General features: G+C 42.3%; 13 protein-coding genes. 8 read left to right on the top strand and 5 right to left on the bottom strand.

Annotated features, from left to right (window positions below; genetic code table 11):
* Window positions 1-18 precede the first annotated feature (18 nt).
* On the bottom strand, window positions 19-948 hold the full coding sequence (rarD, locus tag ACFFGV_RS11785; RefSeq protein WP_377348056.1) for an EamA family transporter RarD: 930 nt from the start codon (window positions 946-948) through the stop codon (window positions 19-21).
* 228 nt (window positions 949-1,176) lie between these two features.
* Between rarD and treP the strand changes: the two genes are divergently transcribed.
* The 5 genes from treP to megL all read left to right on the top strand — a co-directional run bounded on the left by treP (window position 1,177) and on the right by megL (window position 7,279).
* Window positions 1,177-2,580, top strand: coding sequence for a PTS system trehalose-specific EIIBC component (gene treP / locus ACFFGV_RS11780; RefSeq protein WP_377348054.1), 1,404 nt, complete (start codon window positions 1,177-1,179; stop codon window positions 2,578-2,580).
* Window positions 2,581-2,686: 106 nt separating this feature from the next.
* The gene (treC, locus tag ACFFGV_RS11775; RefSeq protein ID WP_377348052.1) at window positions 2,687-4,354 is read left to right on the top strand and encodes an alpha,alpha-phosphotrehalase; all 1,668 of its coding nucleotides are present in this window, start codon (window positions 2,687-2,689) and stop codon (window positions 4,352-4,354) included.
* Window positions 4,355-4,369: 15 nt separating this feature from the next.
* Complete coding sequence (treR, locus tag ACFFGV_RS11770; RefSeq protein ID WP_377348200.1) at window positions 4,370-5,080, top strand: trehalose operon repressor; 711 nt, start codon at window positions 4,370-4,372, stop codon at window positions 5,078-5,080.
* Window positions 5,081-5,309: 229 nt separating this feature from the next.
* Window positions 5,310-5,939, top strand: coding sequence for a LysE family translocator (locus ACFFGV_RS11765; RefSeq protein ID WP_377348050.1), 630 nt, complete (start codon window positions 5,310-5,312; stop codon window positions 5,937-5,939).
* Window positions 5,940-6,076: 137 nt separating this feature from the next.
* Window positions 6,077-7,279 (top strand): methionine gamma-lyase, encoded by a 1,203-nt coding sequence (megL, locus tag ACFFGV_RS11760; RefSeq protein WP_377348047.1) that lies wholly within the window; start codon window positions 6,077-6,079, stop codon window positions 7,277-7,279.
* Window positions 7,280-7,431: 152 nt separating this feature from the next.
* Here megL and phoU read toward each other — a convergent pair whose 3' ends face one another.
* On the bottom strand, window positions 7,432-8,088 hold the full coding sequence (gene phoU, locus ACFFGV_RS11755) for a phosphate signaling complex protein PhoU (RefSeq protein WP_377348045.1): 657 nt from the start codon (window positions 8,086-8,088) through the stop codon (window positions 7,432-7,434).
* Between the two features lie 326 nt (window positions 8,089-8,414).
* Here phoU and ACFFGV_RS11750 point away from each other — a divergent pair, with 326 nt between their 5' ends.
* Window positions 8,415-9,017 (top strand): metal-dependent hydrolase, encoded by a 603-nt coding sequence (locus ACFFGV_RS11750; protein WP_377348043.1) that lies wholly within the window; start codon window positions 8,415-8,417, stop codon window positions 9,015-9,017.
* Window positions 9,018-9,052: 35 nt separating this feature from the next.
* On the opposite strand, the gene nadA is transcribed toward ACFFGV_RS11750, so the two are convergent.
* The 3 genes from nadA to nadB are packed head-to-tail and all read right to left on the bottom strand — an operon-like array spanning window position 9,053 to window position 12,568.
* A complete protein-coding gene (nadA, locus tag ACFFGV_RS11745) occupies window positions 9,053-10,159 on the bottom strand; it encodes a quinolinate synthase NadA (RefSeq protein ID WP_377348041.1) in 1,107 nt (368 codons plus the stop codon).
* Window positions 10,156-11,013, bottom strand: a complete 858-nt coding sequence (gene nadC, locus ACFFGV_RS11740; RefSeq protein ID WP_377348039.1) for a carboxylating nicotinate-nucleotide diphosphorylase — start codon at window positions 11,011-11,013, stop codon at window positions 10,156-10,158. Before nadC ends, nadA begins: the two co-directional genes overlap by 4 nt.
* Window positions 10,982-12,568: an L-aspartate oxidase gene (gene nadB, locus ACFFGV_RS11735; RefSeq protein WP_377348037.1), complete on the bottom strand. Its 1,587-nt coding sequence runs from the start codon at window positions 12,566-12,568 to the stop codon at window positions 10,982-10,984. Before nadB ends, nadC begins: the two co-directional genes overlap by 32 nt.
* A 104-nt stretch (window positions 12,569-12,672) precedes the next feature.
* On the opposite strand from nadB, the gene ACFFGV_RS11730 reads away from it, so the two are divergent.
* Together ACFFGV_RS11730 and ACFFGV_RS11725 are read left to right on the top strand one after the other, a co-directional pair.
* Window positions 12,673-13,821, top strand: coding sequence for an IscS subfamily cysteine desulfurase (locus ACFFGV_RS11730; protein WP_377348035.1), 1,149 nt, complete (start codon window positions 12,673-12,675; stop codon window positions 13,819-13,821).
* Window positions 13,822-13,858: 37 nt separating this feature from the next.
* Window positions 13,859-14,395: a transcription repressor NadR gene (locus tag ACFFGV_RS11725; protein WP_377348033.1), complete on the top strand. Its 537-nt coding sequence runs from the start codon at window positions 13,859-13,861 to the stop codon at window positions 14,393-14,395.
* Window positions 14,396-14,548 lie beyond the last annotated feature (153 nt).

Below are 14,548 nucleotides of genomic sequence, written 5' to 3'. Positions count from 1 at the left end.
GACATTGATTCTTTTCGATTATATGTTTTGCTCGGCTGACTTTTGTCTTGGAAACAGTTTTTGCTCTATATAAATAAACGCTTTTGTTCTTGATAGACTATAAATTATTAAGGCTGACCAAATAAATAGAAAGGACACTAAGTGGGTTTCCGTAAAGGGCTCCTTATAAAGAAATACACCAAGTAACAGCATTAATGTCGGAGCTATATATTGTAAAAACCCTACCATTGATAGAGGAATTCTTCTTGCCCCACTTGCGAAGAATAATAATGGAATAGCTGTCATAACACCAGCACCAATCAACAAGGCTGTTACGACAGTGGAAATAGTGAAGGAGGCAGGCCCGCTTTGGACTAAATAAAGCAGCGCTATCGGTGTAACAATTAGCGTTTCAATGGTTAAACCGAACATAGAGCTTAATTGGATTTGCTTCTTTAATAATCCGTAGGTTCCAAAGCTAAACGCCAATAATAATGCAACCCAAGGTACCTGATGAAATTGAAAAATCAAGTTGGCCACGCCTATCCCAGCTAACACAAAGGACACTACCTGCCAGGGGCTTAGCTTTTCCTTTAAAACGAGCATACCTAGAACGATGCTAATTAACGGATTTATGTAATATCCGAGACTTACCTCTACTACGTGGTCAGCGTTAACCGCCCAAATATAGGTCAGCCAGTTCACGCTGATGGTGAGGGAAGCGAGTGTGATGCCAATGGTTTTCTTTTTGTTCTTAAGCAGGGCTTTCGTCTCCTGAAGAAGTTCTTTCCCGTTCCTCGTTACTAGCACAATAGCGAGCATCAATAGGAAGGACCAAACAATACGATGTGCCAAAATCTCTCCTGCAGGTACGTCCTGTATTACTTTCCAATATAAAGGCAGCACACCCCAAAGTGTGTAAGCGCTCAGTGTATAAAAAATACCCAGCTTATAATCTCTTTCTGCCATATAGTCCTCCCCCTTTGCGTCGGTTTTCTTTTGTACTTTAATAGTATAAGGCAATAGGCTGCGAAGAAGAAAGCAAAACATTTCGACAGTCGAAATAAAACAAATTTTCTGAAATAGTGAACATGTATATACAAAAATAATTGAATGCGTTATCATGTATATACAAGATAAAAGAAAACGCTTTATTGAGTGGTTAACATACTTTTACTATAGGGAAGAGGGTGCACGATGAGCTTAAAAAAAGACGCAAAACTTATTTTGGATGCCATAGGTGGTACGGATAACATTCAAGCTGCAACACACTGTGTGACACGACTTCGCTTATCTTTATACGATGAAGGAAAAGTGGATCAGAAAAAGCTGGAGGAAATCGATTCTGTAAAAGGGTCCTTTTCTACAAATGGACAATTTCAAATCGTAATTGGACAAGGTACTGTGGATAAAATGTTCAAGGAATTAAACGATTTAGGTGTAGGAGAAGCCTCTAAGGATGAAGTGAAAGCAGCTTCTGCGCAGAAAATGAATCCGCTTCAACAGGCGATTAAAACACTCGCTGATATCTTTATTCCGATTCTTCCTGCTATTGTTACAGCGGGTTTGCTGCTGGGGATTAACAATATCCTGACTGGATCTGGTATCTTTTACGATGAACAATCCGTTATTGACGTTCACCCGCAATGGGCAGACCTTGCCAATATCATTAATGTCATTGCCAATACAGCCTTTACGTTTCTGCCTGGTTTAATCGGGTGGTCAGCCGTTAAGAAATTCGGCGGGAATCCGTTGCTTGGTATAGTGATGGGTCTTATTCTGGTAAACCCTGAATTACTAAACGCGTGGTCTTACGGTAAAGCGGTGGAAGAAGGAACTGTTCCAACCTGGAACCTATTTGGATTAGAAGTAGAGAAGATTGGTTATCAAGGACAAGTATTACCGGTATTATTTGCTTCCTATATTTTAGCGAAAATAGAAATTTTCTTACGTAATAAAGTGCCAGAGTCCATTCAGCTTCTTATCGTGGGACCTGTATCCCTACTTGTAACAGGCTTCTTAACGTTTATTGCCATCGGTCCGCTTATGTTTGGACTTGGAAATCTTATTACAGATGGTCTTGTTGCTCTATTCGATAACTTTGCAGCACTAGGAGGCCTTGTATATGGCGCCCTTTATCCCGTTATGGTTATAACAGGTATGCACCACACCTTCCTGGCAGTGGATATTCAGCTAGTTGGGAATACTGGATCTACCTTCCTTTGGCCAATTCTAGCCCTTTCAAACATTTCTCAGGGATCTGCTGCGCTAGGTATGATGATTGCGGCTAGAGACGAGAAGCTACGTGGCCTTGCTGGTTCTTCTGGGCTATCTGCTTGGCTTGGTATTACAGAGCCAGCTCTGTTTGGTGTCAACTTACGCTATAAATTCCCATTTATTGCAGCGCTTGTATCTTCTGCAATTGCGGGTCTTGTGATTACCGTACAAAGTGTTCGTGCTTCTTCTATTGGTGTAGGCGGTGTGCCTGGTATATTCTCTATCCTTCCCGAGGACTGGTTCTGGTTCTTTGTTGGAATGATGATTGTAATCGTCTTGCCATTCGTAGTAACATTCTTAATAGCCAAAGGCCGCAAAGTGTAAATAAATTAAATAACGAACGTACAGCTTATTGTACTTCAACCAAATAGCAGCCCTTCTTTTCGGTTGCTATTTGGTATTTCTACAAACGACAAAGGACGGTGCTATCATGACGCAACCATGGTGGAAAGATTCTGTAGTATATCAAATTTATCCAAAAAGCTTTAACGATACAACTGGGAATGGTACAGGAGACATTCAAGGGATTATCGATAAACTAGATTACCTGAACGAATTAGGGGTGGAAGTCATCTGGCTAACTCCTATCTATACATCTCCCCAGAAAGACAACGGATATGATATTAGTGATTATTTTAATATTCATGAAGAATATGGGACAATGGAGGACTTTGACCGTCTATTAGAACAAGCGCATGAGCGAGGCTTAAAGGTAATTATGGACATCGTGGTGAATCATACTTCGACAGAGCATGAATGGTTCCAGCAATCCAAAGAATCCCAGGATAACCCATATCGTGATTACTACATTTGGAAGGATCCTGTAGATGGAGAAGCACCGACCAATTGGGAGTCAAAATTTGGCGGGAATGCATGGAAATACGATGAGGCAACCGGTCAATATTATTTACACTTATTTGATGTAACTCAGGCTGATTTAAACTGGGAAAATGAAGCGGTACGGAACAGCGTGTATGATATGATGCATTTCTGGCTGCAAAAAGGGGTAGACGGCTTCCGATTAGATGTTATCAATTTAATCTCCAAAAATCAGGCCTTTCCGAACGACTATGAAGGTGATGGACGAAAATTTTACACTGATGGCCCTCGTGTTCACGAGTTCATGCACGAAATGAACCGGGAAGTGTTCTCGCAATATGAAATGATGACAGTTGGGGAGATGTCTTCCACAACGATTGATAACTGCGTGCAATACACCAACCCAGAGCGAGAGGAACTAGACATGACGTTTAGCTTCCACCACTTGAAAGTAGATTACCCAGGGGGAGATAAGTGGACCGTTGCAGACTTTGACTTTCAGGAATTAAAGAAAATCCTTACGGAGTGGCAGGTTGGCATGCAGCAGGGAGGCGGATGGAACGCTCTATTCTGGTGTAACCATGACCAGCCTCGAGTGGTATCGAGGTTCGGTAACGATGAAGCATATCATAAGGAATCTGCCAAAATGCTAGCTACTACAATTCACATGATGAGAGGTACACCGTACATTTACCAAGGGGAAGAGTTTGGGATGACAAATCCTAAATTTGATACGATAGAGCATTACCGTGACGTGGAAGCTTTAAATATGTATAAGATTCTTCAGGAGAAAGGGAAATCTAAGGAAGAGGTTCTGGAGATACTTGCGCAGAAATCCCGGGATAATTCCAGAACACCAATGCAATGGGACGATTCTCACGAGGCGGGCTTCACAGCTAATATCCCATGGATTCCTGTTTCCTATAACTACCCAACTATTAATGCGGAACGAGCTCTAGAGGATAAGGATTCTATCTTCTATCATTATCAGAAACTGATTCAATTGAGGAAAGATTATGATATCATTGTACATGGAAAATATGAACTTATATTGGATGAACATGACAGTATCTTTGCCTATATGCGTCACGGATCAGAAGAAACCCTGTTGGTAGTTAACAACTTCTATGGAGAGGAAGCAGAATTTATCCTTCCAGATGATATTGATCTGCAAGGAACGAAAGAGCTGCTCCTATCTAACTATGAGGATCAACCAGAAGATATACGCAACTGTACACTTCGCCCATATGAGTCCATAGTTTATCATTTTAAGAAGTAAACGAGTGATGATATGATGCAACAAAACAAATTTCATTCTATTTATCAACACCTAGTGCAAGACATTAAGAATGGAATCTATGCCAGTGGAGACACACTGCCTTCAGAAAATGAATTAGCCCAAAGCTTTAGCACCTCTAGAGAAACGGTGCGGAAAGCATTAAATCGGCTATCGCAGCACGGCTATATCCAAAAAGTACGAGGTAAGGGATCCATCGTTCTGGATATGCAGAAATTTGATTTTCCCGTATCCGGACTAGTTAGCTTCAAGGAATTGTCCGAGTCTATGGAGGAAAAACCAGCAACGACCGTGCACGAGCTAACGTTAACGAATCCTAGTGCGATGATGCAGGAAGCTATGGAAATCGGTGAGGAGCAGCTTGTGTGGAATGTTATTCGATCGAGAGCATTCCAGAGAGAGAGCATTATTTTGGATAAAGATGTGCTTCTCTATTCGAAAATCCCCAAACTATCCAGAGAAATATGTGAGGATTCTATATATTCCTATATTGAACATGACCTGGGGTTAACGATAAGCTTTGCGAAAAAAGAAATAACAGTGGAAGAGCCTACGCAGGAAGATGAATCGTTGTTGGACTTAGACGGCTTCAGTAACATCGTTGTGATTAAAAACTTCGTGTATTTAGAAGACGCCACTCTGTTTCAATATACAGAATCAAGGCACCGACCAGATAAATTCCGCTTTGTAGATTTTGCAAGACGGTAACGGAAAAACCCTTTTGGTACACAGCCAAAAGGGTTTTACTTTTTGCTGGCCATGCCTTTCTTGTGATAAACGTAGCGGATCCTTTTCTAATTTACAAAAGCTCGAACATAAGCCCTCCATGAGTACCCACTATATAATAAATCTAACTTTTTTTCCTTCATTAAGATAATGCAGACATAGGGAAAGAAACAGTGTACAATGAATAAAAACAAACGATGGGGGTGGAGGAATGAGTATGATGATGCTGCTGTCTTTCTTAGGAGCGGCCGTCCTTTTAACATTAATGCCTGGACCTGATAATTTATTTGTGCTTGCTCAAAGTATCTCACAAAACAAAAAAGCAGGGATTGCCACCACCTTAGGGCTGTGCACAGGAATTTTTGTACATACTGCTGCCGCAGCGCTCGGGATTTCGGCTATCATTTATCAATCGACGCTAGCTTTTACAATTGTAAAATATGCTGGTGCATTATATTTGCTCTATTTAGCATATGAAGCTTTTCGAGAAGGAAATACGTCCTTTTCCGTCCATAAGCAACAAGAGTTGAGCTATCAGAAGCTATATAAACGTGGTATTTTAATGAATATATTAAACCCGAAGGTAGCTCTTTTCTTCTTGGCATTGTTTCCTCAGTTTATAGATTCATCGACAGCCTTCGCTGTTCCGGTGCAAATGATTGTGCTTGGATGTGTGTTTCTGCTGCAGGCGTTCGTTATATTTTCGATTATCAGTGTATTTGCCGAGAAAGTGCGAGAATGGTTAGAACGATTCCCGACAATTGGCGGTCGAATTAACCTCATTAAAGGTGTGTTACTTAGTATAATCGGAATAAGCATGGCATTCGGTGAAAAAAGCTAGAAGGATTGGACGCTCCTGTAGGCAGCAGGGGCGTTTTTGTATAGGACAAAGCCCATCATAAAAGAAAACGCTTTCATTTTTAGTGCTCTTCCCATATGATAAAAGAGAAAGGGTATTTTCAGGGAAGGAGGAGCATCATGAATGAGAAGAAGGCTTTTGAAACAAATGTGATACACAGTGGATATAATTCTAAAGACTTTCTAGGAAGTCTTACTACTCCCTTATTTCAAACGTCTACATTTACATTTGATAGTGCAGAGCAGGGGGAACAACGCTTTGCAGGAGAAGCGGAGGGATATATATACTCAAGGCTCGGAAATCCGACAGTGAAAGCGCTAGAGGACAGGATTGCTACGCTCGAGGGAGGGGAGGCTGGTCTTGCTTTTGGATCTGGAATGGCAGCAGTATCGGCAGTGCTGATTGCACTAACCAAGGCAAATGACCACATCCTGTGCTCAAGAGGAATTTACGGATGTACTTTTGGATTATTGTCGATGCTGGAGGAAAAGTATAATATCCAAACCAACTTTAGTGAAATGAAAACAGAAGAACAGGTTCGGTCTCTGATACGCCCCGAAACATCCTGTATTTATGTAGAAACACCAATTAATCCTACGATGGAATTGATTGATTTAGCAATGGTTAGTCGTGTAGCTAAAGACTACGGAATACCAGTGGTAGTGGATAACACCTTTAGTTCTCCGTATTTACAGCGTCCTTTAGAGCTTGGCTGTGATCTCGTTGTACACAGTGCCACAAAATATATAGGCGGTCATGGAGATGTAGTAGCCGGACTACTCGTCGGAAATCAAGATGTAATCCAGCGTATTGCTATGACGACGCAGAAGGATATTGGAGGTATCATCTCCCCGTTTGATGCTTGGCTGTTACTTCGAGGTTTAAAAACATTAGCGGTACGCATGGACCGTCATTGCAGTAATGCTGAAAAAATCGTCCCGTACCTGAAGGATCACCCAGCGGTGGCCAAGGTATATTATCCTGGGGATCATCTTCATCCAGACTATTACATTATGAAAAAGCAAATGAAGTATGGGGGAGGATTAATTTCCTTTGAGATTAACGGCACAAAACAGGATGCACAGTATTTACTAAACCAGCTGACATTTATAAAGAAAGCGGTCAGTTTAGGAGATGCAGAAACGTTAATTCAACACCCTTCTACCATGACGCATTCCGTGATACCAGAGGAAACGCGGCTTCATATGGGAATAACCGACCAACTGGTCCGTCTGTCTGTAGGATTAGAAGCTTTTGAAGATGTGTGGGCTGATTTACACCAGGCATTGAATAAGGTGGAATCTTCCAAAGTGGAGCAATAGACTAGGAAAGAAGGCTTGCCAACAAGGTAAGCCTTTGTAGTTAGAATGAACATTCTTTTAACTATCCGTAGATTACTTAGGTAGGTTGAGTAGAGCACATTGCATACCAAAAAAGCTCCCAATCCGTTTTGTGGAAAGGGAGCTCTATTTGTTTAGCTTAAATCCTTGGATTCTCCTTTTACTAAATAGTAGACCTGCTCTCCTATATTAGTAATATGGTCAGCAAATCGCTCAATATAGCGTGCTACGAAGCCGTATTGCATGATGTATGGATAATCACCCTTGGATTGGACGGATTGCTGCATTAAATTCTCGATGATATTGCTATACAATTCATCCATTTCATCATCCATTTGGGCAAGCTTTCGTGCCAGAGTAACATCTTCATTGTCGAATGCTTTAAAGGCTATTTCAATCATCTCTGATGCGAGAGTGTACATTTTTCGGATGTGGAAGGGAACCTGCACGGAGTGTTGATTTCCTATATGAAGGGTGCTTTTACTAATATTCTTGGCGTGGTCTGCCATTCTCTCTAACTCGGAAGCTACTTGAATAGCGATCAACAGCCGACGTAAATCAGAAGCGACAGGCTGCTGTTTGGCAATTAACAGAATGGCCTCTTCTTTGATTTGTGTTTCTTCTTGATTTAGATCCTCATCCCGTTGAATAAGCGATCTTGCTTTTGTCAAATCACGTTCATACAGAGCATCCATGGATTGATCAAATGCTTCTGTTGTATGTGAAGCCATTACCTTTACACGATTTTTCAAGCTTTCTAAGTCATTATGAAACCGTAAGCGAGTTTCCATACGTAATGCCTCCTTTGTATATATCCCTATATTGTAAATTCTATGTAAAGATTATATTTCCTGCATGTTACAAATATAATCCTTTTTTTTATGGTTAAAAAAATATCGTCGACTTACATGTAAAAGAAGGTAGGCTGTCAAAAATAGTACAAGTAGGCGCTCTAACACTGGAAACGCCCCTATAACTTCCATTAATAATTCTTGAAAGCTCTAAGCTCCTTAAAAAGAAATCTTCCTTCCTATTGCTCTAGAGGGAATTGTTTCGTATGATGGACTATCGGAACTAGTATTATCAACACGAATAAGACATCGAGAGGAGGGTTCATATGGTAGCCACAAGTCACCAGGTGATGGGGTTTACATGGGGGATGGGTGCTCTTGCATTGTATAACACCTACGGGGATATTCCGCACCAGCTATTTTCCACTGTGCTCTTTTTTACAGCGGTAGTTATCGGGTCGTTAATACCGGATATCGACACACCCAAGTCAAAACTAGGTGGTCCATTTGAACGCTGGGGCTTTATGTTCGTTATATGTCTTGTAGCGGTGGAGATTTTAACTCCTGGAGTCTCAAAATCAGCTCAATTTCTTCTTATGATTTTGTCACCACTATTATTTGTCTATGCAGGACATCGAAAGTTTACTCATTCTATTGCCTTTGTTGCTCTAATGGGAGCCTACAGCTATTTACTACATACATATTTGGATATTCCTTTATTTTATTTAACGGGGTTCATGACAGGGATCGTTTCTCATTTGTTTGGAGATTTTCTAACGAAAATGGGGATTCCTCTCTTCTATCCCATTAGCAGAAAATATGTGAAGTTTTTCTTTACGTTTCGTACAGGCTCCCCAGTGGAGACAAGTATTACGGCGGCATTGGTTGTGCTAAATATCGTAATACTATCTAAAAATGTACTAGGATAGCACAAAAGGACTCCCACTGAAGGAGTCCTTTTTCCTTATGCTCTTGCTAACATTCTATCTAATGCCAGTTTAGCGTTATGGGCTACAGTGGAATCTACTGATATTATGTGGTGCGTTTCCCTATGTTCTATCGACTCAAGGCACCATGCCAGGTGGGGGAGATCAATTCGGTTCATCGTAAGACATGGGCACATGTTAGGGTTAAGCGAGATAATGTGCTTATCTGGATGTTCGCGAATAATACGTTGAACTAGATTCATCTCTGTACCAATGGCAAATGCACTTCCAGGAGGTGCCTGTTCAATAGTCTTAATTATATAGTTGGTGGAGCCAGCATAATCGGAAAGCGCGACCACTTCTCGGCGGCATTCCGGGTGAACGATAATATTCATGTCCGGCTGTTCGTTTCGTACTTGGTGCACATTCTGTATGGTGAAGTTCTCATGGACAGAGCAATGGCCCTTCCATAGTATTACCTTTATATCATGGAGGGATCCCTCATAAAGCAGCTGTTCTGTGATGGGATCCCATACGGCCATGTGATCTAAAGGTATCCCTAAATCAAAAGCAGTATTTCTGCCGAGGTGCTGGTCTGGTAAAAATAAAATTCGTTCCTTTTGCGTAAATGCCCATTCAACCATCTTATGAGCGTTGGAGGAAGTAACTGTTGCTCCTTCATGCTTACCTACAAAGGATTTGATCGCAGCAGTGGAGTTGACGTATGTGAGTGGCATAATAGTATCATCAAACATATTCAATAGTGCGTCCCACGCTTTTTCCGTTTGGGTGATATCTGCCATATCTGCCATTGAGCATCCGGCACGCAGGTCTGGAAGGTACACCTTTTGGTTTGGCTTCGTTAAGATGTCTGCTGTTTCTGCCATGAAATGGACACCACAGAATACAATCGCTTCAGCCTCTTGATTTGCTGCTGACAATTGAGCTAGCTTTAAGGAATCCCCTCGATCATCTGCAAACTGAATGACTTCCTCTTTTTGATAATGGTGCCCTGGTAAGTATAACCTGTTTCCCATGCGGTCTTTTACCCCTTGCACACGTTCAGCTAATTGACTCGTATTTGCTTGCTTATAGGTTTCGGGGAGCACAGGGGCTTTTTGTTTCACTACGTCAAAAATATTCATTCCGATAACCTCCTGTTTTCATCAATGTGTACCCTGGCACTAATATCGAGTGCCTTTGGTGAGTGGGTGAGACAGCCTAAGGATATATAGTCCACTCCTGTATGACGGAAATCTTGTAATCTATCTAATGTAATTCCCCCTGATGCTTCTGTAGTAATTGAAGGAGGGACGAGGCCTGCGAACTGCTCTACCTGATGAGGAGAGCAATTATCAAACATGATGCAATCCACCTGTAATTCTACAGCCTCTAATACTTGTTGAGCCGTCTCTGTTTCAACTTCAATGTTTACCATATGGCCAACTTGGTCGCGCACCATCTGTACAGCTTTTTCAATAGACCCAGCAAAAGCGATATGATTGTCTTTAATCATCACTGCATCATATAGTCCGTTCCTGTGATTGTAGCCGCCCCCGGCACGTACCGCGTATTTATCAAACATGCGAAGGCCAGGGATGGTCTTTCTAGTATCACAGATACGGGTGTGGGGGCTATGAAGCGATTGAACGGCAGAATGCGTTAACGTGGCGATTCCACTCATTCGTTGAATAAGGTTCAAAATAACTCGTTCTCCAGTGAGAAGGCATGCAATGGGGCCATTGGCGGTGGCGATGGTCTGCCCCTCTTCTACAGCCTCTCCGTCCAATACGTGCACATCACATGCTACAGAGGACGAGAGGATGTTGTATCCTGTCGTAATAACCTGCCCTCCTGCAAAAATCCCATCTTCTTTAGCTGCAAAGTGAATAGTTCCTTGCTGATGGCGTTCAAAAATGCTGTCACTAGTCTGATCGCCATCACCAATATCCTCCATAAAGAATTGTTCAATAGAGTGACGCAACTTTATTGTGTTCATGAATAAATCCCTCCCTGCATTCAATCTGGTGAATAATATGCTTTCGTTCCCAAGTCTCCTTCTCAAACGGAAAATCTGTAAGGAAATGTCCGCCCCGGCTCTCCTCTCTTCTTAATGCGGAGCTGGTAATAAGCCAGCTGTTCATAAGCATGAAAAAAGTTGTTATATCCTCTGTTGAGAGTTCTTCGAGGCTAGACTGCAGCAAGGAGCGGATAGAGAAGCTCTCGAGCCATGCTAAGTGTTGTTTTAATTCCGCTCTGGTACGACTTATGCCTACATAACTCATCATCTTTTCTTTTAATAGTTGCTGGTTAGGAAGGGAGACAGAAAATGGGAGATTTGGAATGTCTCTTTCAATAGGTGCAGCCGAGAAATCCTGCTGGTTTGTTGAGTGCTGTATGGCATAGGCGGCTCTTTTTCCATACACCAATCCTTCCAATAATGAGTTACTAGCAAGCCTGTTTGCTCCATGAACACCAGTACAGGCTGTTTCTCCGATAGCATATAACCCTTTCACGTTAGTTCTTCCAAAAGAATCAGTGCGAACACCTCCCATAAGAAAATGACAGCCTGGTGCAACGGGAATTCTCCCATCGCTAATAGCAATGCCATTCTCTTCACATAACCGACTAATACTAGGGAAACGCAATGAAAAATCTTCTATCCCGGCAATATCTAAATAAACGTTATGTCCTTTTTGTATATGGTGATAAATGGCTTGAGAAACTACGTGACGAGGTGCCAAATCGCGAAGAGGATGAAGCTCCGTCATGATGCGGAAGCCCTGTTCATCTATTAAGGTTGCTCCCTCTCCTCGAACAGCTTCAGAGACAAGTCCCTTGGCTTTCCCATCTACAAAGAGGAGGGTAGGATGAAACTGGACAAATTCCATATCTATTACTGCTGCGCCAGCTTGATAAGCTAACGCTATTCCATCTCCGGTAACAGTCGATGCATTGGATGTGATGGCATAAACACCTCCGCACCCGCCTGTGGCTAACACAACATGGGCTGCCACAAACGTATGCGCCATATCATGAGATGATCGCGCTTTTACGCCATAGCATTGTTGATGTTGTCTATCCATTAACAAGTGATATACATGCATATTCTCGTAGACGGTTACATTCTCTCCAATATTGTTTAGAAGAGTTTCCATGATATATTTACCTGTCTGATCACCACCAGCATGCACAATGCGGTGCTGCTGATGAGAGCCCTCCATGCCAAGCGCTATTTGTCCCTCATGATTAGCGTCAAATGTGCATCCTTGAGCAAGCAGCTCCTGAATAATAGCTGGGGCTTCCTGAGTCAGGGACCGTACCGCATTCGAGTCATTAATGTATCTACCTGCCTCCAATGTATCCTTGTAATGAAGGAGGGGATGGTCGGTAGCACTAATAGCAGCGGCTATCCCTCCTTGTGCTTTAGCGGAATTGCCTTTTATAACCGTTGACTTTGTGAGAATAATCACATTTAAATGCTTTGGAAGACTGCCTGCTAATTGTAAAGCCGCAGCTCCACTTCCAATGATGATGACGTCTGCCTGTATCATAGCTACCCTTCTCCTAACTTAACAGGTGTCTTGACACTTATATTTACATAGAATTAAACTTATGACAAGTGTTTTGTAGTAATTCATGAAAGGGGAGTGAGGTTATGAGGTATTTCGATTATGCAGCCACGTGCCCGATGGATGACTCAGCTATAGAAGCGTACAGTAAGGCAGCGCAATCCTATTATGGAAATACAGAAAGCTTACACGATTTTGGCACACAGGCAGAAACCCTTTTAACAGAATGTAGAGGTACTATTGCTCAACTTCTTGGAGGGGAAGCGGAAGGGATTTGTTTCACTTCAGGGGGAACGGAGAGCAATTTTTTAGGGATTCATGCTCTTCTTCAGGATACAAAAGCAGAGCGGAATCATATTATTGTGTCTCAGGCTGAGCATGCATCCATACAAAATATTGCAGCGCAGCAAAAGAGGGAGGGGAATGAGGTAACGTATATTCCCTATACGAAAGAGGGAACTATTGATCTAGAGCTCTTGGAAGCAGCATTGCAGCGTGGGAACGCAGTAGTCGCCATCCAACACGTCAATCCAGAGCTTGGGACTATTCAACCGGTGCAGGCTGTAAGTGCATTGTGCAAAGACTACAGGGCTTTATTACATGTAGACGGGGTGCAAGCCTTTGGCAAGGTGGATGTAGCCGACACAGTTAAAGAGGTGCATAGTTATGCTATCTCTAGTCACAAGGTGTATGGACCAAAGGGGGTTGGTGCTCTATACATTTGTCCAAGAATTTCAGTGCGCCCTCTGTTGCCAAACGGAACCCATGAGAATGGAATGAGGCCTGGAACGGTTAACACGCCTGGCATTGTAGCATTTACAGTGGCTGCGCAGGGTGTTATGGAGAAGCTTGGGGAAAGGGTAAGCATTTATACGAGGCTTCATTCTCGCTTTAAACAACAGCTGCATCCTGTAGAGGATTGTATCGATTGGATCATTCCATCTTCCATTAAAACCATTCCATCTGTGATTGGGCTATGTGTTAAGCAAGTGGAAGGGCAGTGGATGATGCTGGAAGGGAATAGACGAGGGTTTGCCTTTTCAACGGGAAGTGCTTGTCATGTAAACAGTCAGACCCCGACAGCCACCTTGACCGCAATGGGAATAGGGGCGGAAGAAGCAAGAACGTTCATACGTATATCGTTTGGCAAGGATCATACAGAAGAGGATATAGATGCATTATGCTCCTGTCTTGTGGAGACTATCGAAGAGCGGTATAACATTATGGTAAAATAAAAAGCATACGAACCAATTAAACTAGGGAGCGAGACAGATGACGGAGCAAAAGAAACTGCTTGGAGCAAAACGTCGGGAGATGCTGCTGCACACGCTGCAAACGAGTTCTACTCCGATTACAGGAAGTGATTTGGCTAAGAAAGCGAACGTAAGCCGACAGGTCATTGTGGGGGATATTTCTTTACTAAAGGCTAAGCAACAACCTATCATTGCAACAAGCCAGGGCTACATGTACCTACAGGAAGCTGCCTCCACCAATCAAATGGAGCGAGAAATAGCCTGCTATCATCAGCCTCATGAAACAGAAGAGGAATTGAATCTCCTGGTGGACCATGGAGTCATGGTAAAAGATGTGACAGTAGAGCATCCCGTTTATGGTGATTTGACAGCTTCCCTGCATCTTTCCAACCGCAAAGAAGTGAGCCAATTTCTAGACAAAATTCAAACGTACCAAGCATCCTATTTATTAGAGCTTACAGATGGTATCCATATGCATACCATTGTCGGTTCCTCTGAGAAACAACTGGAGGATGCTATTGCAGCAATGGATGAAAAAGGATTTATCGTAAAATAATAGCCTTGTGTAGTAATAGGGAGACCTGTTATTACATGAGGTTTTTTTGTTTAGAATCACTACTTCCAAAAAATATTAAAGCCATCCATCAAAAAATGCTAATAGATAGAACCATACATGTTAGACTGTTACTATTCCTAACCTTAGTTGAAG

Source organism: Pontibacillus salicampi (genome assembly GCF_042434395.1).
Classification (GTDB): domain Bacteria; phylum Bacillota; class Bacilli; order Bacillales; family BH030062; genus Pontibacillus; species Pontibacillus salicampi.
Note: the sequence above shows the minus strand (reverse complement) of the source record. Positions and strands in the feature narration are given on the sequence as shown.